This is a genomic window from Pseudomonas sp. 29, assembly GCF_002754355.1.
In the GTDB taxonomy this organism is placed as follows: domain Bacteria; phylum Pseudomonadota; class Gammaproteobacteria; order Pseudomonadales; family Pseudomonadaceae; genus Aquipseudomonas; species Aquipseudomonas neuropathica.
Window position 1 is genome coordinate 5880540 of the sequence record NZ_PEEY01000001.1, and the last position, 24374, is coordinate 5904913.

A 24374-nucleotide genomic window follows, 5' to 3' on the forward strand; every position below is an offset into this window, starting at 1 on the left:
CGCTGAACTGGCGAGACGTACAAGGCTGCGGTGGAAATACCTTTGCCAAGGGTGCGTCACTGATGATCCGGCGGGGTTGTTCAATGCCAGTCTGGAGGGCAATACGCGACGGGCGATTGATTTCCACGAGGGTGACCGGATTGATGAGAAAGCGTTGATTGCGCTGATTCGGGCGGCCGTGAAACTCAATATGGCGAAGAAGCCCTCACCCTAGCCCTCTCCCAGGGGGAGAGGGGACTGACCGGGGTGTTCATGCAAGTTACGCCGACCGGAAATACCGGGGGGAACTGAAGATTCAAAAAGCACACAGATCGGCTCCCATTCCCCCTCTCCTGGACGGTGGGGGAACTGACCGAGGTGTTCATGCAAGTTAGCGATGTGCAATTGCGCGTCGAACTCAGATCGTGAAAAGCACACAAATCGGCTCCCTTTCCCCCTCGCCCCCTTGGGGGAGAGGGCTGGGGTGAGGGGGTGGATCCCGCAGACTGTTGCGATCGCCTGCAAAACACTAATTACCATCGGCCACTTTGCGCTCTATCTCATCGATCTTGCGCTGTAGCGTCTCGGCGTCCTGTTCCTTCTCGCGGGTGGATGAAGGCGTGATCACCTCGTCCACGGCTTCGGTGTCGTCGTCCCGGTCTTCAAGATCGCGCTCGACCACATTCACCGGTTTGCCGGAGGTGTCGGTGGGCGAGGCGTTCGGGGTTTTGCTGTCATCGCTATTCATGGTGCTGACCTCCAGTGATGTAAACATTGGAGGTGACGTTGCGGTGGGCGTTCGATATTTTTGCGGGGCGCCGGGATGAGCGGTGCGCAGAAACTTATACGCCATACGATGGCCCAAACCGATTCAATCCACGACTGTCCGGATACCTGACGCCATGTCCCCGAAAAGCCTCTTTACAGCTGTGCTCGGTGTGTCTGTTTTGATGATCGGCGGGGCCAGCCACGCCGCCAGTTTCGACTGCGAGCGCGCCGAGGCCGCCGACGAAAAAGCGGTGTGTGCCCATCGCGCACTTAACGATATGGACGTGAGCATGGCGCTGCTCTACAAGCTCGACCGGCGTTTTCTGCCCATGGGCGGGCGTGACGCTTTGATCGGGGAGCAGCACACCTGGCTGAAAAAGCGTAGCCAATGCGCGGCTGATGTGAAATGCCTGATGGATATCTACCAGCAGCGTATTCAGGTTCTACAGCAGATCATCGACACCCGTGTGGTCACTCAGGGGCCATTCTGAACTCGCTGACTCCCTTGTAAGAGCTGCCGCAGGCTGCGATCTATTGATCTTGATATTCAAAAAAAGATCAAAAGATCGCAGCCTTCGGCAGCTCCTGCACGGTAATCAGCGTCAGTCCTTGAGAATGTCGCGATCCTTGGTTTCCGGCAGGAAGAACGTGCCCAGTATCGCTGTCATCACCGCAATCACGATCGGATACCACAAGCCGTAGTAGATATCCCCGGTCGCGGCGACCATGGCAAACGCCACCGTCGGCAGGAAGCCACCAAACCAGCCGTTACCGATGTGATACGGCAGCGACATCGAGGTATAGCGGATGCGGGTCGGGAACAGCTCGACCAGCCACGCGGCAATAGGGCCGTAAACCATGGTCACGTAGATCACCAGCACGGTCAGCAGGAGCAACACCATTGGGTAGTTGGTTTTCGCCGGGTCGGCTTTCTCCGGATAACCGGCTTCCTTGAGCGCGGTGCCGAGAGTCGCGGTGAACGCATCGTTGCGGGTCTTGAAGTCGGCGGCCGGCAGGGCGCTGCCTTCGAAACTCTCGACGACTTTATCGCCGATGCGCACTTGTGCGACGGTGCCCGGCTCGGCAATCACGTTCTCATACGGGATCGCCCGTTTTGCCAGCAGGGTCTTCGCCAGGTCGCAGGAACTGGTGAATTTGGCCTTCCCCACCGGGTCGAACTGGAACGAGCACTGATCCGGGTTGGCGATCACTTTGACCGGGTTCTTCTCCTGGGCGATAAACACATCAGGGTTACCGTACTGGGTCAGCGCGTGGAAGATCGGGAAGTACGTCAGCGCCGCCAGCATGCACCCGACCATGATGATCGGCTTGCGCCCGATGCGGTCGGAGAGGCTGCCGAAAATCACGAAGAACGGCGTGCCGATCAGCAGCGAACCGGCGATCAACAGGTTGGCGGTTTGCGGGTCGATCTTCAGCGTTTGCAGCAGGAAGAACAACGCGTAGAACTGCCCGGTGTACCAGACCACCGCTTGCCCGGCCGTGCCGCCAAGCAGCGACATGATCACCACTTTGAGGTTGTCCCAGCGCGCGAAGGATTCGGTCAGCGGCGCTTTCGACGCCTTGCCTTCGGCCTTCATTTTCTGGAACACCGGCGACTCGCTCAGTTGCAGGCGGATGTACACCGAAACGATCAGCAGCAGGATCGACAACAGAAACGGAATCCGCCAGCCCCAGGCTTCGAAGGCTTCAGTGCCCAGCGCCGTGCGGCAGGCGAGGATCACCAGCAGCGACAGAAACAGGCCGAGGGTCGCGGTGGTTTGAATCCACGAGGTGAAGAACCCGCGTCTGTTGCGTGGCGCGTGCTCGGCCACGTAGGTCGCGGCGCCGCCATACTCGCCGCCGAGCGCCAGGCCTTGCAGCAAGCGCAGGGTGATCAGAATGACCGGTGCGGCGACGCCGATGGTCGCGTAGCCGGGCAACAGACCGACTATCGCGGTCGACACGCCCATGATCACGATGGTGATGAGAAACGTGTGTTTGCGCCCGATCATGTCGCCGAGCCGGCCAAACACAATCGCCCCGAACGGCCGCACGGCAAACCCGGCGGCGAAGGCGAGCAGGGCGAAGATAAACGCGGTGGTTTCGTTGACACCGGCAAAGAAATGCTTGGCGATGATCGCCGCCAGTGAACCGTAGAGATAAAAGTCGTACCACTCGAAAACCGTGCCAAGGGACGAAGCGAAGATGACCTTGCGCTCTTCCTTGGTGATGCCGCCGCTGCGCGGTGGACTGCCGGTGGACGTTGTGTAGGTTGTGGCCATGGGTGTTCTCCGTCGTGCTTATTGTTGTAGGCCGGAGTCCCCCGTTATTGCTCGTCTCACTCTGGCCTTGTGGCATATGCCGGAAGCGCTGTTGCGTGAAGCTTGCACAGTGCCGCCATCGCGCAAATGTGCAAGCTTTCCTGAAGCATAATCAGCTTCTGCCAGATATCCACTCGCCAGCCTGCGTACTAGGCCTTGACCCAGCGTTGCCGGCTCCACGCACTCAACCAGTCGACCACAAACACCAGCACCAGCATCGCCAGAATCACCGTGCTGGCTTGCGCTTCCTGAAACAGGCTGAGGCTCACATAGAGCATCTGCCCCAATCCGCCAGCGCCGACAAAACCCAGCACGCTGGCCATGCGGATGTTGTTTTCCCAGCGGTACAGAACGTAGGCGAGCAGTTGCGGCGCAAGGTTCGGCAGGGTGCCGTAGCAGAAGGCCAGAATCGGGTTGCCGCCCTGTAAACGAATGGCTTCGGCCGGTTGTGGCGGGGTATTTTCCAGCGCTTCGGCGAACAAACGACCGAGCACGCCAGTGGTGTGCAGGGCGAGGGCGAGGGTGCCGGCGTTCGGGCCGAGGCCGGCGGCGAGCACCATCAATGCCGCCCAGACCAGTTCCGGTATCGCCCGCAAGGCATTGAGCAGCAAGCGCGAGGCACTTTGCAGCGGCCAGCCGAAACGCCCGGCGGCGGGCAGGGCGAGAATGATGCCGAACACAGCGGCGAGCAGGGTGCCGAGGGCCGACATCGCCAGAGTTTCCATCGAACCATGCAAGATGGCTTTCAGGTAGTCCGCGCTCAAGTCCGGGCTGAGAAAACGCTGCACATACGCGCCCATCTGCTTGACGCTGGTGGCGCTGCCCACCTCGCCCAGATCCAGTCCCAGATAAGCGAAAGACGCGATGACCGCCAGCGCAATACCGGCGATCAGCAGCAAGTTGATCAGCCGGTTCATGTCAGCCTCCAGCGCAGCAGGCGACTGAGTTGATCGGCGGCCAATACCAGCACCAGGAAGCACAGCAGAATACTGGCGACTTCACCGCCGGCGAACATGCGGATCGACAGGTCGATCTGCTGACCCAGGCCGCCGGCGCCGACAAACCCCATCACTACTGACGCGCGGATCGCGCATTCCCAGCGATAGACCGTGTACGAGAGCAGTTCGGACCCGACGTTGGGCAACGTGCCGTAAGCAAACGCCGCCAGACGCCCGCTGCCAGCCTGCAACAGTGCGTGCGCCGGACGCTGATCGGTCGATTCAAAAATCTCCGCATAGACTTTGCCGAGCATGCCGCTGTAGGTGATGGCGATGGCCAGCACACCGGCCGCCGGCCCCAACCCTACAGCGCGCACAAACAGCAGCGCCCAGACGATTTCCGGCACGCTGCGCAGGAAAATCAACAGTCCGCGCACCGGCCAGCGCAACAGACGCCCCAGTCTGCTCGGCACGCCACCGCGTGACGCGGCAGACAGCGACAGCGCACGACTGGCGACCAGGCCCGCCGGTATCGCCAACACCAGCGCCAGAGCCATGCCGGCGGTGGCGATGGCCAGAGTTTGCAGGGTGGCTTTGAGCAGTAACTGCAGAAACGCTTCGTCGTGCGCCGGTGGCCAGAATTGCGCGACAAAACGGCCCATTTCATTCTGGCTGTCGGGGAGCAATACGCCCAGATTCAGCTCGCTGAGCTGAATGCCCGGCCACAGCAAAGCAATCGCCAGCAACGTCAGCAGCAGACGTGGCCATGCAGCGGGATCGCGTGAATCGGCTTTCAGCATCGTGGAATCTGCACAGTCAAAGGCGCCAACGCAGCGGTCGGCGATTGCAGCTTTTCGTTGGCGTACAGCGCGTCGAGCATCTCGGGGCTGACTTGAGCGGAGGCGCTGTCGAACAGAATCTGCCCGTCGCGCAGACCGATGATTCGCGGGAAGTGCGACAGCGCCAGGTCCACCGCATGCAGGCTCGCCACCAGCGTTACGTTATGTTCGCGGGCATGCCGCGAGAGGATCGACAGCGTGTGCCCGGCCATGACCGGGTCCATGGCTGACACCGGTTCGTCGGCCAAGAGGATTTCCGGCGCCTGATATAACACGCGGGCGATGCCGACGCGTTGCAACTGGCCGCCAGATAATTGCTGGCAATGCGCGAATAATTTGTCGCCCAGGTCCAGTCGCGCCAACGCCGCGCGTGCACCGGCCACATCCAGCGGATGCAACAGGTTCAAAAGACTTTTACCCAGACTCCATTGGCCGAGCTTGCCGGCCAGCACCGCCGTCACCACGCGCTGACGCGGTGGCAGTGGCGGCGCCTGATGCACCAGGCCGATCCGCGCGCGCAGACGCTGACGCAGGCGGGCGGACAAGTGCCAGGCGCGTTCGCCCAGCACTTCAATCTCGCCGCTGCTGGGCCGCAGGGCGGTGGCCAGCAGGTAGAGCAAACTCGACTTACCGGCCCCGGACGGGCCAATGATGGCCACCTGTTCACCAACGCCAATCTGCAAGTCGACACCGCGCAGGGCGTCGACTCCATTGGCGTGGCGCAGGCTGCCTTGTTTGAGGCGTAGGGTCATTTCAGTAGTTCGGCGGCGCGGGCGGCTTCCTCGATGCCCTTGTAGTTCTCGGGTTTGGTCTCGATGAAGCGGCTGGCGGCCTGCAGATCTAGAATCTTCTTCTGCTCAGGGTTGGCCGGGTCCAGATCAAGGAAGGCTTTTTTGATCTTCGCGGCCAGTGCTGGGTCGAGGGTGCCGCGCACAGTCCAGTTGTAATCGAAGTAGGTCGGGGTGGTGGCGAAGACTTTGACCTTGTTGGTGTCGACCTTGCCGGCGTCGACCAGTTTCTGCCAGACACTGGCGTTCAGCACACCGGCGTCAACCTTGCCAGCCTGCACCCAGGCCACGGTGGCGTCGTGGGCGCCGGAGTAGGCGACACGGCTGAAATAGCCCTCAGGCTTGATGTTGTCGTTTTTCAGCATGAAGTAACGCGGCATCAGGCTGCCAGAGGTCGAAGACACCGAACCGAAAGCGAAGGTCTTGCCCTTCAGGTCGGCGAGGCTATGTACATTGGGGTCAGCGGTGATGAATTTGCTGGTGAACTGTGCATCCTGTTCACGCTGCACCAACGGAATGACCGGCGTCGTTGCGTCAGTTTTCAAACGTGCCTGCACGAACGTGAAACCGCCGAGCCAGGCCATGTCGAGGCGATCGGTCGCGAGTGCTTCAACCACTGCCGGGTAGTCGGCCACCGGCACGAACTGCACCTTCATGCCCAGTTGCTGCTCCAGATAAGCACCCAGTGGTTCGAACTTGCGCAGCAACTCGGTCGGGGCTTCATCGGGAATCGCGCTGACGCGCAAAACGTCAGCGGCTTGCACCACCAAAGTAGAAAAGGACAGGGCCAGGCCGGCGGTCAGTGCCAGTGTTCGTTTGAGCATGGAATTCTCCGTTTCGTGAGCGTCAAAAAGTGTGAAGAGCTGAACCAGGGCGCTACGTGAGGGTAGACGAATCGGCGAGGTTATACGTATTCGCACGCGTAAAGGCCAGCGCCATCAGGGCAGGAACGGTCAAAAGCGTTCGTCGAGGATTGCCGGCAGGGTGAGTTCCTTGACGTAGCTGGCCGAAGACAGACTCAGAATCATGCGCACCACCTGAACGACATCGTGAACTGGAATCAGCTGACCCTCGCCACGCTGCGCAGCCAGATCTCGCGGCGTGCTCAGCCGATCCTCGGTGTTGAGATACCCCAGATTCAGGCAAGTCACCGCCAGACGCTGATGCCGGTAGCCTTCGCGCAGCGTATCGGCAATCCCGCGCAGGGCGAATTTGGAGGCGCCGAAGGCGACTTCCGGACGCCCGCTTTGTGGCAGGCCCGAGGTTGATCCGGTGAGGATGATTCTGGGATGGAGGCTTTTCAGCAGAAGGGGAAGCAGGCGTTTGATCAACAGGATTGTTGCGCTGATGTTGCAACTGACGATGGCTTGTAATTCGTCGTCCGGACTGTCGAGAAAGTCATAGGCTGGATCGAAAGCCGACTCTTCCCAGATGCCGAGGTTGTAGATCAGCGTATCCAGCCCATCGTCGACGACCGCATGCTCGATGGCGTGCGCGGCTTTGGCCGGGTTCATCAGATCGGTTTCCACCCAGCGTACTGGATGCTCTGCCTCGCACACCAAACCTTCGGGACGCGTGCGGGACACACCAATCAGTGTGTCTCCCGCGTTACCCAAACCTTCGATAAAAGCTCGGCCCAAGCCTTTACTGGCACCCACCACCAAAATGTTCATCGATCCTCTCCCTGATCTGAATGCTGATGTGGGGCAGCATGCAAACAGACGACCTCTGAAATGGCAAACGAATGGGTGTGTCCGGATATTTACGGCAACCTGGCAATCACCTTGATCTCGAAATCAAACCCATACAGCCACGTCACGCCAACCGCCGTCACCGTCGGATGCGGTGCCTCGCCCCAGAACTCGGTCAGCACCACATTCCAGATCGTCTCGAATTTCGACTGGGGATCAACGATGAAGACGGTGACATCCACCACGTCATCGAAGCTGGCACCGGCTTCTTCAAGGATTGCATTGAGGTTAGTGAACGCCTGACGCACCTGGTTTTTCAGGTCTGGTTCTGGCGTGCCGTCCTCGGTGCTGCCGACCTGTCCCGAAACAAACAGAAAACCGTTGGAGCGAATGGCGGGCGAGTAACGGTGGCGTTCGTAAAGCGTGCGGCGTGCGGATGGAAAAACAACATCGCGCTGAGTCATGGGAGTGTCTCCTTCATTTGAGTTGATGGAGCCACTGTAGGTATTTGCAGGCCAGCGATAAACGCGCAAGCTTGGCGTTCACTGTTTGTGAAATCCAAACAATCGAGGGCACACCTTGGACCGTTTTGACGCAATGCAGGCCTTCGCCCGGGTGGTCGAGGCGGGGAGTTTCACCAAAGCGGCGGAAACCTTGCACATGAGCAAGACCACCGTGACCCAACAGGTTCAGCAACTGGAGGCGCGCCTGCGGGTCAAGTTGCTCAATCGCACCACGCGCAAGGTCAATGTCACCGCCGATGGCGCGGTTTATTACGAACGGGTGATCCGCTTGCTCGCCGACCTCGATGATGCCGAAACCAGCCTGCCCGGCGCGGCGGCATCACCTTCGGGCCGGCTGCGAGTGGACGTCCCGAGTCCGCTCGCACGGTTGATTCTGGTGCCGGCCCTGCCCGAGTTTCACGCGCGCTATCCGGATATCCAGATCGACATGGGCGTCAGCGACCGTATTGTCGACATCATTGATGAGAACGTCGATTGCGTGGTGCGCGGCGGCGAACTCATGGACCTGTCGCTGATGGCACGCAAGGTCGCCGATCTGCAGTTGGGGGTGTTTGCCGCACCGCAATACCTGGCGCGCGCGGGCATTCCCGCGCACCCGAGAGACCTGGAAGACAGCCACCATCGCGTCGTCGGTTTTCTCTGGGCACGCACCGGCAAACCGGTGCCATATGCCTTGCACAACGCCACTGAAAACCTGCAAATCAAGGGACGGCACGTATTGGCAGTCGATGACGGCAACGCTTATCTCGCGGCAGGTCTGGCGGGCATGGGCGTGCTGTGGTTGCCCAAATACATGTCTGCCGCCCATCAAGCGCGTGGCGAGCTGGTGCCGCTGTTCGAAGACTGGAAACTCGCGCCGATGCCGCTCTACATTGCTTATTCGCCGAACCGGCATGTCAGCCTGAAATTGCGCGTGTTCATCGATTGGGTCGTTGAGTTAATGGCGTAGAAGCATTGTGGTGCAGTTATTGCTAGCTGCTGTGCCAGTGCCGTCAAAATACCAACACAATCAGGCGACTTGAAAGCCCGTAGTGATGAGATGCATGGCTTTCAATTCTAGGAGCTTCACCCGCATGAATATGTACATCGATATCGTCGGTGCGTGCAATCTGAGCTGCCCGTCTTGCCCAATGGGCAACTCGGAAAATCTCAATTTCAAAAAAGCCATGCAGCTCGACATGTTCAAGCAGATTGTCGATAAGGCCAAGACAGAGGGCGTCGACACCATCTACCTCTATAACTGGACCGAGCCGCTGATTCATCCAAAAATTGGCGAATTTATCGAGATCATTAATGCTGCCGGCATGGGCAGCGGTATCAGCACCAACCTTAATCTCGCCAAGAATATGGAAAAGGCCCTGATGGCCGAGCCGAGTTACTTCCGTATTTCGCTCTCGGGTTTTTACCAGGAGACCTACGAAAAGGGCCATGTCGGCGGCGATATCGAAGTTGTAAAACAAAACATGATCGCCCTGCAGGAGATCAAACAGCGCCTGGGTCTGAGAACCCGTGTGGATGTTTACTATCACCGCTACCTGGATAACATCGAAGAAGAATCACTGATGCGCGCATTCAGTGAGCGTCTTGGCTTCATCTTCACCACCGGGTATTCGGTGATGATGCCGCTGGAGAAAACACTGGCCATTGTCGAGCGTGACCCGTCTGTCACGGCTACGGACATTGACACCCTGAAACGCCTCGCATTGCCGCCGTACGACGATCTCGTCAACGTCATCCAGCAATTTCCCAAGATGGCGTGCACGCTCAAGGATGACTGGCTGGTCATCGACTGCAATGGCAACACGGTGCTTTGCTGCACGATCTTCAATCAGACCGAGTATCAGGTTGGCAAGTACCTCGACATGCCGCTTGAAGAACTGACGCGGCGTAAATCGACGCAGAAAAACTGTGTCGACATGTGCGACCGCTGCGCCAGTAAGGGCCTGCATATCTACTCGATGCATCCCAATCAGGGTGTGCTGGAGCGGCACGCGGTGAATCGCATCATCGATTTCGAGCACTTCGCCAGCCAGGGTCTCACGGTGGACAGCGAGCGTCTCGGGCGTGCGGGCGAAGTCAGCGCAGAAAACTTTGATGAAGCCCAGTACCTTCGATTGAATGACGATGTCAGGATCGCGATTTCCCAGGGATCGTTCTCCAGCGGTTATCAGCACTACGTGCTGTGTGGGCGTCTTGAGGGGCGTTTAGGCGCCGGGGTTTTCTCGGCTGTTTGAGCCAAGGCTAAGGTTGGCGGATAACCAATCGATAAAAGACCTGGCCATGGGGTCATTTTCACTGTCGCGGTGGGTCAGCAGTGCCCAGTTTGGCCCGCGAATAGTCGCCTCGACCAGCGGTTGCAACAAGCCGTCAGCTCGCGCCTGACGGCTTAGCAACTGACTCACCAGCGCAATCCCAAGCCCCGCGCAAGCCGCGTCCAGTAGCAGCCCCGGGTCGGAAAAATTCAACCCCTGAGCCTGCTGGCCGACATCGATACCGGCCTCGACCGCCCAATGGCTCCAGTCCATTTCCCGCTCGCCATGCAAGGTGCTGCGTTGCGCTGCCGGCGTGTTCAGCAGGCGCGGATGGCACGCCGGATAAAGTCGATCGCTTTGCAGCACTTTGAAACTGCACTCAGCCTGCGCGCTGATATCGTCGCGAATCGCGATGTCGATGGTCTGCGTGGCCATATCCGGCACCTCGTCGGTACTGTAGATCCACAGATCCACGTCGGGATGCTGATCGCGAAAGTCCGCCAATCTTGGCAACAACCAATGCCGGGCAAACGCCGGCGTCGTGTTGAGCACCAGTTGATTGGGTTTCTGATACTGCCCCAGGCGCCGAATCCCCACTGCCAATTGCTGCAACATCGCTTGCGTGGTGCTGAGCAAATCGTGCCCGGCATCGGTTAACGCGACGCTGCGACCGCTGCGAAAAAACAACGGCTGCTCAAGGTAAGCCTCAAGGCTGCGAATCTGCTGACTGATCGCCGATTGAGTGAGGTTCAACTCGTCGGCAGCCTTGTGAAAACTGCCCAGCCGGGCGGCGGCTTCAAAACCGCGCAGGGAGCTGAGTGGCGGCCAGTGCTTGAGCATATCGATAAGTTCCTCTAATCAGTTGTGCGCTAAATCCATCGTTTGTTTGCCTGTTTGCGCGTCCGTAGCATTGGCGGCGTGAACACATTGGCTTAACTAACGAGGCTTATCATGCAGCACAACGATAATAAAAACAGCGTCTGGATGATGCCGGCAGAGTGGGCTACCCACGCCGCAACGTGGATGGTCTGGCCGCACAACAAAGCGCTGTGGGAGTCGGGCTGGGGTGTGACCCTTGCACAAGTGCAGGAAGATTTCGCTCGCGTGGCCAACGCCATCGCCCGCTTCGAACCGGTGAAACTGGTGGTCGATCCGTCCGCCGTCGCCAGCGCCAAGGTGTTGTGCGGGCCGAACATCGAGCTGATTGCGCTGGCCGTGAATGACAGCTGGTGCCGCGACTCAGGCCCGACCTTTGTTTGCCATCCGCAGCAAGGCCTGGCCGGTGTCAGCTGGCGCTTCAACGCCTGGGGTGGCAAGTCGGCGCATGAACTGGATGAAAGCCTGGCTCGCCGTGCGCTCAATCACCTTGGCCTGGAATGCTTCGGCACGCCACTGAGTAATGAAGGCGGGGCGATTCATGTCGACGGCGAAGGCACGCTGATCACCACTGAATCGGTGCTGCTCAACCCCAATCGCAACCCCGGCATCGGCAAAGCGGAGATGGAAGAGATCTTCAGCCGTTTGCTCGGCGTCAAGAAAACCATTTGGCTGCCGGGCGATCCGGATTACGTCACCGGCGACATGACTGACGGCCACGTCGATGGCGTCTGCGCCTTTGCCCGGCCTGGCGTCTTGTTGGTGGATGCCACTCACGACACATCCTCGGTGTACGCCGAAGTGGCGCGGGAAAACCGCCGTGCGCTGGAACTGGCCACCGATGCGCAGGGCCGCAAATTCGAGCTGATCGAACTGTTCGAAGCCACCGACGCTGTCGACACTGAAGCCGAAGTGTTCTGCGCCTCGTACACCAACTTCTACATCGCCAACGGCGCGATCATCATGCCAGCGTATGGCATCGAGGCTGACAACGTCGCCGCCAAAGTACTGGAGCAAGCCTTCCCCGGCCGCGAAGTGGTGCCGGTGCGCATCAATCATCTGGCCCATGGCGGCGGCGGGGTGCACTGCATCACGCAACAACAGCCAGCCTGGCCGCTGAGAGGTTGAAAGCATGAGCATTCTGACCATCGCCAGCACCCAGATGCCGTGCACCTGGGACTTACCCGGCAACCTTGATCGCGCCGAGCAGCTCGTCCGTGACGCAGCGCAGCAGGGCGCGCAAGTGATCCTGTTGCAGGAGCTGTTCGCCACGCCGTACTTCTGCATCGAACAAAGCCATAAACACATGGCTTTGGCAGAGGAATATCGCGACAGCCATGTGCTCGCGCGCTTCGCCGCACTGGCCCGCGAGTTGGGCGTGGTATTGCCGCTGAGCTGGTTCGAAAAGGCCGGCAACGCCTACTTCAACTCGCTGAGCGTGGCCGATGCCGACGGGCGCCTGTTGGGTGTGTATCGCAAGACCCACATTCCCAACGCCATCGGCTATCAGGAGAAGGAATACTTCAGTCCCGGCGACACCGGTTTCAAAGTCTGGGACACCGCGTTCGGCCGCCTCGGCGTCGGTATCTGCTGGGACCAGTGGTTCCCCGAAACCGCCCGCTGCCTGGCGTTGATGGGCGCCGAAGTGCTGCTGTATCCGACGGCTATCGGCTCTGAACCCGGCTGCACGGCGCTGGATTCTCGTGACCATTGGCAGATGACCATGCGCGGCCATGCCGCTGCCAATCTGCTGCCGGTGGTGGCGGCGAACCGGGTCGGGCGAGAGGTCGCGACTACCGATCCGAGCCTGCAAATGAGCTTCTATGGCTCGTCGTTCATCAGCGATCACAAGGGCCAATTGCTCGCCAGCGCTGATCGCGACAGCACTGGCGTGTTGCTGCACTGCGTCGATCTGGCGGCCATGCGCGAAGAGCGATTGAGCTGGGGCATATACCGCGATCGTCGTCCGGACATGTACGGGCCGCTTCTCAGTCAGGATGGTCGCCAACTTCACGCACGCTGGAACACTCAAGGGGTTTGATATGGCTATCCACCACAAACGCTTGCGCGGTGCGATCGGTCTGGCGTTGATCTGCTTGATACCGTCGCTGCACGCCGAAGATAAAACCCTGCGGCTGTACAACTGGGCCGATTATTTTGCCGAAGACACCTTGAGCCGCTTCACCGCCGAAACCGGGATCAAGGTGATCTACGACGTCATGGACGGCAGCGAAACCCTGGAGGCGAAGATGCTCTCCGGCGGCAGCGGCTACGACCTGATCTTCCCCGGTGACACCGTCGCCGAGCGCTTGATGCGTGCCGGCAGCCTGATGCCGCTGGATCAAGCGAAGCTGACGGAACTGGCCGACATCGAGCCCGGTTTGCAGAAACTGCGCAGCCATTACGAGCATTCCAGCAAAGCCACGGTGCCCTATACCTGGGGCACCATCGGCCTGACCTACAACGAAGAACAGATCAAAAAACGCATGGCCGACGCGCCGGTCAACAGCCTCGACATGCTGTTCAAACCGGAGCTGGCGGCGAAATTCGCCGATTGCGGGATTTCGATGATCGATTCGCCGGACGAAGCCTTGGCGGTGGTGCTCAATTACCTCGGTCGCGATCCGCGCAGCGGCAAAGCCGAAGATCTGGCAGCGGCCAGCGAGTTGCTGATGAAGTTGCGGCCGTACATCCGCAAGTTCCAGTCGCAACCGGTCACTGACCTGGTCAATGGCAACCTGTGCCTGTCGCTCGGCTACAGCGGCGACATGACCCAGGCGCAACGCACTTCGGACAGCGCCGGTAAGCACACCAAGTTTCAGTATCGCGTGCCGCGCGAAGGCACCACGGTGTGGATGGACACCATGGCCATTCCGGTCGACGCGAAACACCCGGAATACGCCTACGCGTTTATCAACTTCGTCATGCGCCCGCAGAACATGGCAGCGATCAGCAATTTCACCGGCTATCCGACTTCCAACGCCAAGGCGCGGGCGAGTGTCGATGAAAGCATGCGCGACAACCCGGACATCTACCTCGACGAAGCGACCTATGCTCGATTGATTCCGGGCAAGGACATTCCCCAGGCCGACATGCGCGCGCGTATGCGCACCTGGACCAAATTCAAGACTGCCACTGGCCAATGATCCATGGCCGGCGTGTTGCGCCGGCCCTTTTTTTACAGGAAAAGCAACATGTCGACTCGTCGCGAGTTCATCAAACAAGTCACGGTCGCCGCCGGTGTCGGCGCGGCATTTATGGGCCTTGGCCTGTCGCCGGGCAAAGTCCTGGCCGCCGCGCAAGGCCGCTGGTTCATGCCCGACGAGGGCGATAAACATGAGCGCGCCTACATCGCTTTCGGCGCGCAGGATGCGATTTGGGAAGACTTCACCGAAGACGTCCAGGAAGCGCTCGGCCGCATTGCCCGCGCCATCGCCCGGTTTGAACCAGTCACCGTGTTCTGCCGCAAGAACGAACGCAGCATCGCCGAAGAGTTCTGCGGCACGCGCAATATCACTTACGTCACTGCCGGGCTGGATGACATCTGGATGCGCGACATCGGCGCCAACTTCGTCATCGACGACAAGGGCGGTCTCGGCGCGGTTGATTTCAATTTCAATGGTTGGGGCGGCAAACAGCGGCACAGCAAAGACGCGAAGATCGCCGCACTGGTCGCCGACGACGCGCAAGCCACGTACATCCGCACCGATCTGGTGGGCGAGGGCGGCGGCATCGAGGTCGACGGCCACGGCACCGGGATCATGACCGAGAGCAGCTGGATCAACAGCAACCGCAATCCGGACTGGAGCAAGGCCGATGTCGAAGCTGAACTGAAGGAACGCCTGGGCCTGCGCAAAATCATCTGGCTGCCGGGCATTAAGGGCAAGGACATCACTGACGCTCACGTCGATTTCTATGCGCGCTTCATCAAGCCCGGCGTGGTCATCGCCAACCTCGATACCGACCCTGAATCCTACGATCACAAGGTCACCCTGGCGCACTTGGAAATCCTCAAAAACGCCACTGATGCTGACGGTCGCAAATTACAGATCCACACGATGTCGCCGCCGCTGAAACCGCGCAAAAGCAAGTTCAACAAGGACAACCCGGACTTTGCCGCCGGTTACATCAATTACTTCGTGATCAACGGCGCGATCATCGCCCCGGAGTTCGGCGACAAAGCGGCCGACAAGAAGGCTTTCGATCTGCTCTCGCAGTTGTATCCGCAGCGCGAAATCGTCCAGCTCAACATCGATGCCATCGCCGCCGGTGGCGGTGGAATTCACTGCGTCACCAGCCATCAACCACAGGCGTGATTGACTCTTTGGCGGATCAAGCCAACTATCGGCGCACAACAACATGACCGATGGACCCGAACTTGATCGAACGACGCCAATTCAGCGGAGGCATGAAGGGGAAAAACCTCCGCTATCTGAATGAGCAAAGCGCGGATGACCCGCGCTTGACCCGCACCGGTTTTCTGCTGCTCGAACACTTTTCGCTACCGGCGTTTACCCAGGCGCTGGACACGGTTGTCACCACCAACCTGTTGCGTCCTGGGTTGTTTTCGTCGCGCACGTTTGGCTTGGGTGACGGCGAAGTCATCAGTGATCTGGGGCTGGTCATCCGCCCTGACGCACGTCTGGATTCAGCCGCGCTGGCGCAACTGGATCTGCTGGTGGTGTGTGGCGGGTATCGCACCGAGTTGCGGGCGAGTGAGGAGTTTATTCATGTGCTTCAGGTTGCAGCGGAGCGGGGCATCAGCCTCGCCGGGTTGTGGAACGGTTCGTGGTTCCTCGGCCGCGCCGGATTGCTCGACGGCTATCGCTGCGCAATCCACCCGGAACATCGCCCGGCGCTGACTGAAATCGCCAAAACCACCCATGTCAGCAGCGAGCCTTACGTGATCGACCGCGACCGACTGACCGCATCGAGTCCGTCCGGCGCTTTCCACATGGCATTGGACTGGATCAAGAGCCTGCACGGCAAAGCCCTGGTCGAAGGGATCGAAGACATCCTCGCCTTCGAGGAATCGCGTTACCGGCGCATCAAACCAGACGAGAACATCTGCGTCAGTGCGCCGTTGCGTGAAGTGGTGAAGCTGATGGATGCCAATCTGGAAGAGCCGCTGGAGCTGGAGCAACTGGCGGTGTATGCCGGCCGTTCTCGTCGGCAGTTGGAGCGCTTGTTCAAGGAGCAACTGGGCACCACGCCGCAGCGCTATTACCTGGAACTGCGCATCACCGAAGCGCGACGGTTGTTGCAGCACACTGAGCTTTCACAAGTGGAAGTGCTGGTCGCGTGCGGCTTCGTCTCGCCAAGCCATTTCAGCAAATGCTACAGCTCATATTTCGGCTATCGCCCATCAAAAGAAAAACGCCTGGTCAAATAACCCAAGCCGTCACCCACCTGAATTCACCTCGATATCCCACGTCGGCGTACCTCCCCCAAACACCACGGTCAGTTCCCTCTCCCTTTGGGAGAGGGCTAGGGTGAGGGAACTTGCAGGCGGCACCAACCGCTTCGTCACCAAAATTCACCTCGGTATCCCACGTCGGCGTAGCTCTCCCAAACACCCCTCACCCTAGCCCTCTCCCTCTGGGAGAGGGCTAGGGTGAGGGGCTTTTAAACGCTATCACCCACGCACGTTTAACTTACACGCACTGTTACGCCATAACGGCTACAACACCTTGCGCCGTTGCCTACGCGTACGCCAGAATCCGCCGGCTTACGCGCCTTGAGGCGGGCTGTATCGTTTCCCTGTCACTGCAAAACAGTGATCGGGTTTGGTAGCCCGTTTTCTAAGCGTTATGCGCCGCTATATGCAGTCTCTTTTCGGGGCTCGGTTTTTTATGGTGGCCATGCGTGGGGCTCCTTCGGGAGCGCCGGGGTTTACTCGCTTAGACCGGTCTACCAACCTGCGCAATGGTCACCACCTCGTTTGGTAGCGTGAGTGATGGCTCCTTATTTTTTGCTAAGCGAGTGTCATCTATGTTCAAAATTACGCCAAACCCGCCAGAAACCGATCCAATCCCCTACGACGCCGCACTCGAGCCTCAAAACATCAAAGAGGCCTCCGACCGCGCGATCAACTTCTACCTCAATCCCTCCGCGCTGAAGACCTCAGTACCCACCCGCAAGACCGGCAAGATCTACCTCATCGACCCCATAGTGGATAACGAAACCCTGCTCGTCGAAGCCACTGAAACCTTGTCCTCCGCCACTGACATGGCCCGAGATCTCGCCGATTCGATTGACCCTTCACAGCGCAAAAAGATGCTGATCCTGCAACAGGTGATCATGCTCAGTGAACTGGTGGTCGGCCGAGTCCTGGATAACCAGCGCTTGCCGCACTAGTCGCGACGCAGATGGGTGAGGGGGGCTCGCTCCCTCATTGCACAGAAGCGTCCATAATCGCGGCGCTTCACGCCTTCTATCTAAGAACCGCAAGCGGTTCTTGTCTGGAGTTTCAGCTGATGTCCCAGCCACCCGAACCACCGGTCACTGACCTGATATCGCCGTACGCCTCGCCCAATTCAAGAAAGCTCCACGAAGCGGCAGAGCGTGCACTCGACCATTACCTGTTGCCTGCCGCGATCATGGCCACACCCTATACGCCCAATGCTCTGTTCATGGCCAACCCGCAAGCAGACACGGAGTCGCTGCTGACCAATGCTTGCGGCTCCCTGGCGTCCGCGTCGGTCATGCTCGGTAATTTTGCCGGAATGCTGGAGGGCGCAAATCGTCATACCCTGCTGGGTATTGCGCAAGTGGTCATGTTGGGGGAGTTGGCGGTGAACAAGGCGCTGGATCTGGTTGTGCCAACCGAGTGATCGCGCACGTTAGTCGGGGTTGAGGGTGTCTGGTCGGGCGTGATCGCGAGCAGGCTCACTCCTACATTTGAAATGCGTTCCCCCTGTAGGAGTGAGCCTGCTCGCGATGGCGTCCGTTCAGGCAAAGCATCTGCAAAACGTGACCATCCCTCCACCCTCAAATAATCAAGCAGTCAGCCTGAGTGGCTGACTGCCTTTTTGTTTCTACAGGTGATCCGCATCAATCACCGCTTTGGCAAACGCCTGCGGATCTTCCTGCGGCAAGTTGTGGCCAATCCCGCCGTTGATCAAACGGAACTGATACTTGCCGGTAAAGCGCTTGGCGTAATCCTCCGGCGCCGGGTGCGGCGCACCGTTGGCATCGCCTTCAAGGGTGATGGTCGGCACGCTGATCGACGGCGCGGTAGCGAGCTTCTGTTCCAGCGCGGCGTATTTCGCTTCACCCTGAACCAGGCCTAAACGCCAGAGGTAGTTGAACACGGTGATGTCGACGTGATCGGGGTTCTCCAGCGCTTTGGCACTGCGATCGAACGTGGCGTCGTCAAATTTCCACTGCGGCGAGGCCAGTTGCCAGATCAGCTTGGCAAAGTCGTGAGTGTTTTACTCGTAACCGGCACGACCACGGTCGGTGGCGAAGTAGAACTGATACCACCACTGCAATTCCGCCTTGGGCGGCAGCGGGTTTTGCCCGGCGGCCTGATTGCCGATCAGATAACCGCTGACCGAAACCAATGCCTTCACGCGTTCCGGCCACAGCGCCGAAACGATGTCCGCCGAACGCGCGCCCCAGTCATAACCACCGAGCACCGCTTGTTTGATCTTCAGCGCATCCATGAAGTCGATGACATCACTGGCCAGCGCCGCTGGTTGACCGTTGCGCAGGGTGTCTTTGGAGAGGAACTGCGTATCGCCATAACCGCGCGCATAGGGCATCAACACCCGATAACCCTTGGCCGCGAGCAGCGGCGCGACTTCGTCGTAGCTGTGAATGTCGTAGGGCCAGCCGTGCAACAGGATCACCACCGGGCCATTCGCGGGGCCGGTTTCGGCATAGGCGACGTCAAGCACGCCAGCCTTCACATGCTTGAGCGGGCCGAAGGGTGAGGGCGCGGAATAGCTGACGGCGGCCGGTTCAGTGGTTTGCGCCTGAGCGCTGCCAAAAGCGCCGAACAGCGCCACAGCCAGAATCGACAAGCCGAATGCAGTTTTGCGGGTGTGCAGTGCCATCTTCATGGTGACGTCTCCTTTGCGAGCCTTTGGCCAAGGGTTCTGAATGAACACCTGAAACCTTGAGTGCATTTGAGCGCGGAGACGTATCTGGCCTGTGTCGAAGAACGGCTTTGTTGAAAGTCGATGTGTCGCGGCGGGGGGCGTACACAGTGTGATACACGGCGGCGAAACCGACTCCCCCTGGACCTGATTCAGGCCAAAATATTAAGTCGCTGTTTTAAAACAAAAAATATTTCACTTCGCGCTTCCCAAAGCAAAAAAACCTTGGTAAATTGCGCCCCGTTCTCACAGCGAAACTAACGGAGTAGCTGGAAAGAGCAGTAGGGGCGTCGCCAAGCGGTAAGGCAGCAGGTTTTGATCCTGCCATGCGTTGGTTCGAATCCAGCCGCCCCTGCCATATTCGAAAAAAACGCCAACTTCGCAAGAAGTTGGCGTTTTTTTATGCCTGCGATTTAGCCCGGTGGTGCAGGGCAGGCGTGCGCGGCGCCGAAGCACCGCGCACGTCATCCACTCAGTGCGGTGCGCGCGGGATGGTTTTCATCAGGTCTTCGGGGCTGATGTGGCCGACCACGCTGCCCGGTTGCGGCAGGTTGAGGATGTGGCCTTTCATCTTGCCGATGATGTGCATTTCGCACGGCTTGCAATCGAACTTCAGCGTCAGCACTTCATCGCCGTGGATCAACTGCATCGGTGCAACCTTGGTGCGCACGCCGGTCACGCCTTTCGCCTGTTTCGGGCACAGGTTGAAAGAGAAGCGCAGACAGTGCTTGGTGATCATCACCGGCACTTCGCCCGGCTCTTCGTGAGCCTCGTATGCAGCGTCGATCAGCTTCACGCCGTGACGGTGGTAGAAGTCGCGCGCCTTCTGGTTATAGACGTTGGCGAGGAAGGTCAGGTGCGAATCCGGGTACACCGGCGGCGGACTGGTTTCGGCTTTACGGCCGCCACGCGGATGAGCCGCGACACGGGCAGCGGTCAGGTTCTCGATCACTTCACGGCGCAGGGCTTTGAGCTGCGAGTTGGGGATGAAGAACGCCTGTGGCGCATCCAGCTTGACGTCGGTGGCGTGGTACTGCGTGGTGCCGAGCTGGCCGAGCAGATCGCGCAGCTGTTCGAGCGCTTGCTCAGGCTTGTTGGCCACGCCGAACGGACCGGCGAGGGTGACGCTGGCGCTGATGCCTTCTTCACTGGTGGCAGTCACTTCCAGCTGTTCTTCACGCAGACGAGCGACCCAGCTCAGGGCCACGCGACGCTCGGAAGAGGTCTTCTGCAGCGCCTGTTGCCAGTTGTGATCGAGGTTGCGATTCAACGGGTGGTTCGGGCGCAGCTTGTACAAGCCTTCGGGCATCTCGTTCGGCTCGACGCGATAGCGGTAGCGCTTCTCGCCGTCTTCTTCGAACTCGCCTTTGGCTTCGGCGATGTTGGCACGGAAACCGACCACTTCGCGCTTGACCAGCACGTTCAAGCCGTCGCCGTTGGACAGCGGCTCCTGGGTGACGACCTGCATGTCGCGTTTGCCGACTTTCTCGACGGTGCCGACTGGCAGGCCGGTGAAGGTCGGCGAGTCGAACGCGCCGATGTCGATCTTGCGATCGGTGACGAAGTAGTCGGTGCTGCCACGGTGGAAGGTTTTTTCCGGGTCGGGCAGGAAGAAGTGCGCGGTGCGGCCGCTGGACGCGCGGGCCAGGTCCGGGCGATCTTCGAGCACGTCGTCGAGGCGCTGGCGGTAATAGGCGGTGATGTTCTTCACGTAACCCATGTCCTTGTAGCGACCTTCGATCTTGAACGAGCGCACACCGGCTTCAACCAGGGCGCGGATGTTGGCGCTCTGGTTGTTGTCTTTCATCGACAGCAGGTGTTTTTCGTAGGCGATCACGCCACCCTTTTCATCTTTGAGGGTGTACGGCAAGCGGCAAGCCTGCGAGCAGTCGCCACGGTTGGCGCTGCGCCCGGTTTGCGCGTGGGAAATGTTGCACTGGCCGGAGAAGGCCACGCACAACGCGCCGTGAATGAAGAACTCGATGGCGGCGTCGGTTTCGTCGGCGATCGCGCGGATTTCCTGCAGGTTCAGCTCACGGGCCAATACCAGTTGCGAGAAACCGGCCTGATCGAGGAACTTCGCTCGCTCAAGGGTGCGGATGTCGGTCTGCGTCGAGGCGTGCAGCTCGATCGGCGGAATGTCCAGCTCCATCACGCCCAGATCCTGAACGATCAGCGCGTCGACACCAGCGTCGTACAACTGATGGATCAGCTTGCGCGCCGGCTCCAGTTCGTTGTCGTGCAGGATGGTGTTGATGGTGGTGAAAATGCGCGCGTGATACTTGCGGGCGAATTCCACCAGTTCGGCGATTTCGCTGACTTCGTTGCAGGCGTTGTGGCGCGCGCCGAAGCTCGGGCCGCCGATGTACACGGCGTCGGCGCCGTGCAGGATCGCCTCACGGGCGATGGCGACATCGCGGGCAGGGCTGAGCAATTCCAGGTGATGCTTGGGCAAGGACATAGTTTTTTTAGTCAGGCTGTCACGGTTAGGCGCGCATTCTACCCGTGAAACGCGCGCCCGGCACGTCCGTGCTGCCCGATGGCAGCTGAGACTGCACAACCCCCTGTGGGAGCGAGCTTGCTCGCGAAGGGGCCAGCACATTCAGCATCAATGGTGACTGAACGGACGCTTTCGCGAGCAGGCTCGCTCCCACAGGGTTTGGTGGTGCGAAGTCAGGCTTTGGCCGCCATCGCGGTGACTTCCACGCGCATCCCTTCAACCGCCAGCGACGCCACACCCACCGCCGCACGCACCGGCCAAGGCTTGGCGAAGAAACGCTTGTAAACCTCGTTGAACGCGGCGCGATCGGCCATGTCGGTCAGGTAGATCGTCAAGTGCATCACCCGATCCATCGAGCTGCCGGCACCTTCCAGCGCAACTCTAAGCGCTTGCAGGGTGCATTCGCTTTGCGCGGTGATATCGCCCAGTTCCAGACTGCCGTCGGCACGGGTTGGAATCTGGGTGGAAACCATGATGCCGTTGAATGTGGCAACGTCCGAGGAAATCGAGTCGGCGTCCGGATCGGGGGTGAAGGTGATGTCTTGGTTAGCCATGCTGATCCTTTGAGTGAGCGAGTGAAGATGGCCGCAGTTTACAGATACAGCGTCGACATGGCCCGCTCCGTGGCAACAGAGGCCGGTCAGACCGGCTGCGTCGCGGCTTCCGCCGCGATGGCTGCAAGAACGCAGGGGCGGGCGCCGATGCGCTGCATGTAGCTGGCAAGTGCCGGCCAGTCCTGTATGTCGATGGCAAAGGTCGGCAGCCACTTCAGCACGGTGAACAGGTAAGCATCGGCGACGCCGAATTTGTCCATCAGATAGTCCCGAGCCGACAGTTGCTGATTCAGGTAATCGAGGCGCTTGAACAGTGTGTGGCGGAAAATCGTTTTGACCGATTCCGGGATCTGCGCATTGAACAGCGGTGCACTGCCACCGTGAATTTCCGTACTGATGAAGTTCAGATGTTCCTGCAAACGCGTGCGCTCCCATGAACCCAAGGGTGGCGCCAGCGTGTTGGCGGGCACCTGATCGAGTAGAAACTGCAGGATCGCCGGCCCTTCCGTCAGTACCTCGCCGTTATCCAGAACCAGCGCTGCAACGTAGCCCTTCGGATTGATCTCGCGGAAGTCGCGGCCATCGGCGGTGCGTTTGCTCTGGTTGTTGACGCGAACCAGTTCGAACGGCAAACCCAGTTCTCGCAGCACAATGTGCGGGGAAAGCGAACAGGTCATGGGCGCGAAATACAGTTTCATGGCACTTCCTTGCTGAGAGAGAGCGCCAGATTCCATTGCCGAAGCGGCTTTCGCAAAGGTCATTTACGGTGCTAGCGTATGACAAAATCTCATGAGCACTCAGAACCATGACGGTCCGACTTCCCTCGCTGAACGGCTTGCGCGCCTTTGAAGCGGTCGCCAGGCACATGAGCTTCACCAAGGCTGCCGAAGAACTCAATGTCACCCAGACCGCTGTCAGTCACCAGATCCGCCGACTCGAAGCCGAGCTGGGCGGGCCACTGTTTTTGCGGCTCAACGAGGGATTGGTGCTGAGCGAGGACGGGCACGCCTATTTGCCGGGTGTGCGTGCAGCGTTTCATGAGCTGCGCCATTCGACTGAGCAGTTGCTCGCGTCTCGCGATAAGAGCGTGCTGACGATCAGTACGCTGGTGTCGTTTGCATCGAAGTGGCTGTTGCCGCGTTTGCCGTCCTTTCAGCAGGCGTGTCCCGCTATCGATGTGCGAATCAGTGCGGTCACTGAGCTGGTCGACTTTCGCAAGGACACGATTGATGCGGCGATCCGTTATGGGCGCGGCGACTGGAAGGGTTTGCGTGGCGATTTTCTGATGTCCGATGATATTTTCCCGGTATGCAGTCCGGCATTGGCGAAGACGTTGCGAACGCCCGCAGACCTTGCCAATCACGCATTGCTGCAAGTCAGTGGCGCGACGGCCGGTGACTGGAGCGCCTGGCTGCGTGCCGCCGGTCAACCGCCGCAACTCGCTGAAGGCCCGCGCCTGACCTTTGATCTGGCGATGATGGCGGTACAGGCAGCGGTTGACGGGCAGGGTGTGTGCATTGGCCGTTCAACCTATGTCGAGGACGATCTGCGGGCCGGGCGTCTGGTGGCTCCGTTCGATCTGCGCTTGCAAGATGAGCTGGGTTTTTATCTGGTAGCGCCCCATGAAACGGCGCAATCGAAGAAGATCGTGGCATTCAGGACATGGTTGTTGGCACTGTCACCGGGCAAAGACGCTTTTGTATAAGCGTGTATCAAGTTGCCGCGCAGACACACGCGAACAATAAACCCGGGGTTTACGACACATCAGCCATACACGCGACTCCCAAAGTAGCGGTCACACCACCACTGCGTTTGAGAGGGCAACATCATGCATCGTCCACTGTTACTGGCCAGCGCTGCGCTACTCGCTTCAATGATCGGCATCGTCCACGCGGCTGACGCGCCAGCCAAGAGCTGGCAACAAGGTTTGAGCCGGACCGATCTGGTGCGCGAGGACCTCGGTGCTGCCGAGCGCGAAGTGATTCAGGCGCGAGTCGATTTCGAACCGGGCGTGACCTCGCCCCGGCATGCGCACCCGGGTGTCGAGGTCGCTTACGTGATCAGCGGCACGTTCGAATATCAACTGGAGGGCAGGGCGCCGGTGACGTTGAAGGCGGGGGATTCGCTGTTCATTCCGCAAGGGGTGGCGCATGTGGCCAAGAACGTGGGTGCGGACAAGGGGTCGGAGTTGGCGACTTACATCGTCAAGAAGGGTGAACCGTTGCTGATTCTCAAACCGTAG

24 protein-coding genes, 1 tRNA gene and 2 pseudogenes are annotated in these 24374 nt (G+C 59.6%); 14 read left to right on the forward strand and 13 right to left on the reverse strand.

Annotation, left to right across the window (positions count from 1 at the left end; translation table 11 throughout):
- Positions 1 to 6: 6 nt before the first annotated feature.
- Positions 7 to 214: pseudogene (locus tag CLU80_RS27365) on the forward strand (DUF1801 domain-containing protein); the annotation flags it as partial.
- A 294-nt stretch (positions 215 to 508) separates the two neighbouring features.
- On the opposite strand, the gene CLU80_RS27370 reads toward CLU80_RS27365, so the two are convergent.
- A complete protein-coding gene (locus tag CLU80_RS27370; RefSeq protein WP_099758993.1) occupies positions 509 to 727 on the reverse strand; it encodes a hypothetical protein in 219 nt (72 codons plus the stop codon).
- A gap of 190 nt (positions 728 to 917) precedes the next feature.
- Here CLU80_RS27370 and CLU80_RS27375 point away from each other — a divergent pair, with 190 nt between their 5' ends.
- On the forward strand, positions 918 to 1238 hold the full coding sequence (locus tag CLU80_RS27375) for a lysozyme inhibitor LprI family protein (RefSeq protein WP_286079791.1): 321 nt from the start codon (positions 918 to 920) through the stop codon (positions 1236 to 1238).
- Positions 1239 to 1349: 111 nt separating this feature from the next.
- Here the strand turns inward: CLU80_RS27375 and CLU80_RS27380 are convergent, their stop codons facing one another.
- The 7 genes from CLU80_RS27380 to CLU80_RS27410 all read right to left on the reverse strand — a co-directional run bounded on the left by CLU80_RS27380 (position 1350) and on the right by CLU80_RS27410 (position 7788).
- Complete coding sequence (locus tag CLU80_RS27380) at positions 1350 to 3029, reverse strand: MFS transporter (RefSeq protein WP_093433152.1); 1680 nt, start codon at positions 3027 to 3029, stop codon at positions 1350 to 1352.
- A 188-nt stretch (positions 3030 to 3217) separates the two neighbouring features.
- Positions 3218 to 3985, reverse strand: coding sequence for a phosphonate ABC transporter, permease protein PhnE (gene phnE, locus CLU80_RS27385; RefSeq protein WP_099758995.1), 768 nt, complete (start codon positions 3983 to 3985; stop codon positions 3218 to 3220).
- Positions 3982 to 4806: a PhnE/PtxC family ABC transporter permease gene (locus tag CLU80_RS27390; RefSeq protein WP_093433144.1), complete on the reverse strand. Its 825-nt coding sequence runs from the start codon at positions 4804 to 4806 to the stop codon at positions 3982 to 3984. The genes phnE and CLU80_RS27390 overlap by 4 nt, the downstream gene beginning before the upstream one ends.
- On the reverse strand, positions 4800 to 5597 hold the full coding sequence (locus CLU80_RS27395; RefSeq protein ID WP_099758996.1) for a phosphonate ABC transporter ATP-binding protein: 798 nt from the start codon (positions 5595 to 5597) through the stop codon (positions 4800 to 4802). The genes CLU80_RS27390 and CLU80_RS27395 overlap by 7 nt, the downstream gene beginning before the upstream one ends.
- A complete protein-coding gene (locus tag CLU80_RS27400) occupies positions 5594 to 6457 on the reverse strand; it encodes a putative selenate ABC transporter substrate-binding protein (protein ID WP_099758997.1) in 864 nt (287 codons plus the stop codon). The genes CLU80_RS27395 and CLU80_RS27400 overlap by 4 nt, the downstream gene beginning before the upstream one ends.
- Positions 6458 to 6586: 129 nt before the next feature.
- Positions 6587 to 7306 (reverse strand): SDR family NAD(P)-dependent oxidoreductase, encoded by a 720-nt coding sequence (locus CLU80_RS27405; RefSeq protein WP_099758998.1) that lies wholly within the window; start codon positions 7304 to 7306, stop codon positions 6587 to 6589.
- A gap of 89 nt (positions 7307 to 7395) precedes the next feature.
- Positions 7396 to 7788: a RidA family protein gene (locus tag CLU80_RS27410; protein ID WP_099758999.1), complete on the reverse strand. Its 393-nt coding sequence runs from the start codon at positions 7786 to 7788 to the stop codon at positions 7396 to 7398.
- 115 nt (positions 7789 to 7903) lie between these two features.
- Here CLU80_RS27410 and CLU80_RS27415 point away from each other — a divergent pair, with 115 nt between their 5' ends.
- On the forward strand, positions 7904 to 8797 hold the full coding sequence (locus tag CLU80_RS27415) for a LysR family transcriptional regulator (protein ID WP_099759000.1): 894 nt from the start codon (positions 7904 to 7906) through the stop codon (positions 8795 to 8797).
- A gap of 130 nt (positions 8798 to 8927) precedes the next feature.
- Entirely contained in the window at positions 8928 to 10082 is a 1155-nt protein-coding gene (locus CLU80_RS27420) for a radical SAM/SPASM domain-containing protein (protein WP_286079792.1), read from the forward strand.
- On the opposite strand, the gene CLU80_RS27425 is transcribed toward CLU80_RS27420, so the two are convergent.
- Positions 10053 to 10940, reverse strand: coding sequence for a LysR substrate-binding domain-containing protein (locus CLU80_RS27425; RefSeq protein WP_099759002.1), 888 nt, complete (start codon positions 10938 to 10940; stop codon positions 10053 to 10055). The two genes, CLU80_RS27420 and CLU80_RS27425, sit on opposite strands and share 30 nt — an antisense overlap.
- A gap of 111 nt (positions 10941 to 11051) precedes the next feature.
- Here CLU80_RS27425 and CLU80_RS27430 point away from each other — a divergent pair, with 111 nt between their 5' ends.
- The 7 genes from CLU80_RS27430 (at position 11052) to CLU80_RS27460 (ending at position 17809) form a co-directional block, all read left to right on the forward strand.
- The gene (locus tag CLU80_RS27430) at positions 11052 to 12104 is read left to right on the forward strand and encodes an agmatine deiminase family protein (protein WP_099759003.1); all 1053 of its coding nucleotides are present in this window, start codon (positions 11052 to 11054) and stop codon (positions 12102 to 12104) included.
- Positions 12105 to 12108: 4 nt separating this feature from the next.
- On the forward strand, positions 12109 to 13017 hold the full coding sequence (gene aguB, locus CLU80_RS27435) for an N-carbamoylputrescine amidase (RefSeq protein ID WP_099759004.1): 909 nt from the start codon (positions 12109 to 12111) through the stop codon (positions 13015 to 13017).
- Between the two features lies 1 nt (position 13018).
- Positions 13019 to 14122, forward strand: coding sequence for an extracellular solute-binding protein (locus CLU80_RS27440; protein WP_099759005.1), 1104 nt, complete (start codon positions 13019 to 13021; stop codon positions 14120 to 14122).
- Between the two features lie 48 nt (positions 14123 to 14170).
- On the forward strand, positions 14171 to 15292 hold the full coding sequence (locus CLU80_RS27445; protein ID WP_099759006.1) for an agmatine deiminase family protein: 1122 nt from the start codon (positions 14171 to 14173) through the stop codon (positions 15290 to 15292).
- Positions 15293 to 15342: 50 nt separating this feature from the next.
- On the forward strand, positions 15343 to 16368 hold the full coding sequence (gene souR, locus CLU80_RS27450; RefSeq protein ID WP_099759007.1) for a transcriptional regulator SouR: 1026 nt from the start codon (positions 15343 to 15345) through the stop codon (positions 16366 to 16368).
- Between the two features lie 599 nt (positions 16369 to 16967).
- The gene (locus CLU80_RS27455; protein ID WP_099759008.1) at positions 16968 to 17333 is read left to right on the forward strand and encodes a DUF6124 family protein; all 366 of its coding nucleotides are present in this window, start codon (positions 16968 to 16970) and stop codon (positions 17331 to 17333) included.
- Positions 17334 to 17452: 119 nt separating this feature from the next.
- A complete protein-coding gene (locus CLU80_RS27460; protein ID WP_099759009.1) occupies positions 17453 to 17809 on the forward strand; it encodes a DUF6124 family protein in 357 nt (118 codons plus the stop codon).
- Positions 17810 to 18013: 204 nt separating this feature from the next.
- Here CLU80_RS27460 and CLU80_RS27465 read toward each other — a convergent pair.
- A pseudogene (locus CLU80_RS27465) lies at positions 18014 to 19042 on the reverse strand (alpha/beta fold hydrolase).
- Between the two features lie 319 nt (positions 19043 to 19361).
- On the opposite strand from CLU80_RS27465, the gene CLU80_RS27470 reads away from it, so the two are divergent.
- Positions 19362 to 19436: transfer RNA gene (locus CLU80_RS27470), tRNA-Gln, on the forward strand.
- 114 nt (positions 19437 to 19550) lie between these two features.
- Here CLU80_RS27470 and CLU80_RS27475 read toward each other — a convergent pair.
- From CLU80_RS27475 to gstA, 3 genes are all read right to left on the reverse strand, one after another.
- Positions 19551 to 21539 (reverse strand): peptidase U32 family protein, encoded by a 1989-nt coding sequence (locus tag CLU80_RS27475; RefSeq protein WP_099759010.1) that lies wholly within the window; start codon positions 21537 to 21539, stop codon positions 19551 to 19553.
- Positions 21540 to 21751: 212 nt separating this feature from the next.
- A complete protein-coding gene (locus tag CLU80_RS27480; protein ID WP_099759011.1) occupies positions 21752 to 22132 on the reverse strand; it encodes a RidA family protein in 381 nt (126 codons plus the stop codon).
- A gap of 86 nt (positions 22133 to 22218) precedes the next feature.
- On the reverse strand, positions 22219 to 22830 hold the full coding sequence (gene gstA / locus CLU80_RS27485) for a glutathione transferase GstA (protein WP_099759012.1): 612 nt from the start codon (positions 22828 to 22830) through the stop codon (positions 22219 to 22221).
- A gap of 107 nt (positions 22831 to 22937) precedes the next feature.
- Between gstA and CLU80_RS27490 the strand changes: the two genes are divergently transcribed.
- Entirely contained in the window at positions 22938 to 23837 is a 900-nt protein-coding gene (locus CLU80_RS27490) for a transcriptional regulator GcvA (RefSeq protein ID WP_099759013.1), read from the forward strand.
- 123 nt (positions 23838 to 23960) lie between these two features.
- Complete coding sequence (locus tag CLU80_RS27495; RefSeq protein WP_093433097.1) at positions 23961 to 24374, forward strand: cupin domain-containing protein; 414 nt, start codon at positions 23961 to 23963, stop codon at positions 24372 to 24374.

Excerpts from the sequence above, each read along its gene's own strand:
- souR (WP_099759007.1), top strand. The coding sequence starts at position 15,343 with ATGGACCCGAACTTGATCGAACGACGCCAATTCAGCGGAGGCATGAAG.
- CLU80_RS27460 (WP_099759009.1), top strand. The coding sequence starts at position 17,453 with ATGTCCCAGCCACCCGAACCACCGGTCACTGACCTGATATCGCCGTAC.
- CLU80_RS27380 (WP_093433152.1), bottom strand. The coding sequence starts at position 3,029 with ATGGCCACAACCTACACAACGTCCACCGGCAGTCCACCGCGCAGCGGC.
- CLU80_RS27480 (WP_099759011.1), bottom strand. The coding sequence starts at position 22,132 with ATGGCTAACCAAGACATCACCTTCACCCCCGATCCGGACGCCGACTCG.
- CLU80_RS27425 (WP_099759002.1), bottom strand. The coding sequence starts at position 10,940 with ATGCTCAAGCACTGGCCGCCACTCAGCTCCCTGCGCGGTTTTGAAGCC.
- gstA (WP_099759012.1), bottom strand. The coding sequence starts at position 22,830 with ATGAAACTGTATTTCGCGCCCATGACCTGTTCGCTTTCCCCGCACATT.
- aguB (WP_099759004.1), top strand. The coding sequence starts at position 12,109 with ATGAGCATTCTGACCATCGCCAGCACCCAGATGCCGTGCACCTGGGAC.
- CLU80_RS27400 (WP_099758997.1), bottom strand. The coding sequence starts at position 6,457 with ATGCTCAAACGAACACTGGCACTGACCGCCGGCCTGGCCCTGTCCTTT.
- CLU80_RS27410 (WP_099758999.1), bottom strand. The coding sequence starts at position 7,788 with ATGACTCAGCGCGATGTTGTTTTTCCATCCGCACGCCGCACGCTTTAC.
- CLU80_RS27390 (WP_093433144.1), bottom strand. The coding sequence starts at position 4,806 with ATGCTGAAAGCCGATTCACGCGATCCCGCTGCATGGCCACGTCTGCTG.
- CLU80_RS27370 (WP_099758993.1), bottom strand. The coding sequence starts at position 727 with ATGAATAGCGATGACAGCAAAACCCCGAACGCCTCGCCCACCGACACC.
- CLU80_RS27475 (WP_099759010.1), bottom strand. The coding sequence starts at position 21,539 with ATGTCCTTGCCCAAGCATCACCTGGAATTGCTCAGCCCTGCCCGCGAT.
- CLU80_RS27440 (WP_099759005.1), top strand. The coding sequence starts at position 13,019 with ATGGCTATCCACCACAAACGCTTGCGCGGTGCGATCGGTCTGGCGTTG.
- CLU80_RS27455 (WP_099759008.1), top strand. The coding sequence starts at position 16,968 with ATGTTCAAAATTACGCCAAACCCGCCAGAAACCGATCCAATCCCCTAC.
- CLU80_RS27430 (WP_099759003.1), top strand. The coding sequence starts at position 11,052 with ATGCAGCACAACGATAATAAAAACAGCGTCTGGATGATGCCGGCAGAG.
- phnE (WP_099758995.1), bottom strand. The coding sequence starts at position 3,985 with ATGAACCGGCTGATCAACTTGCTGCTGATCGCCGGTATTGCGCTGGCG.
- CLU80_RS27495 (WP_093433097.1), top strand. The coding sequence starts at position 23,961 with ATGCATCGTCCACTGTTACTGGCCAGCGCTGCGCTACTCGCTTCAATG.
- CLU80_RS27490 (WP_099759013.1), top strand. The coding sequence starts at position 22,938 with ATGACGGTCCGACTTCCCTCGCTGAACGGCTTGCGCGCCTTTGAAGCG.
- CLU80_RS27420 (WP_286079792.1), top strand. The coding sequence starts at position 8,928 with ATGTACATCGATATCGTCGGTGCGTGCAATCTGAGCTGCCCGTCTTGC.
- CLU80_RS27445 (WP_099759006.1), top strand. The coding sequence starts at position 14,171 with ATGTCGACTCGTCGCGAGTTCATCAAACAAGTCACGGTCGCCGCCGGT.
- CLU80_RS27405 (WP_099758998.1), bottom strand. The coding sequence starts at position 7,306 with ATGAACATTTTGGTGGTGGGTGCCAGTAAAGGCTTGGGCCGAGCTTTT.
- CLU80_RS27395 (WP_099758996.1), bottom strand. The coding sequence starts at position 5,597 with ATGACCCTACGCCTCAAACAAGGCAGCCTGCGCCACGCCAATGGAGTC.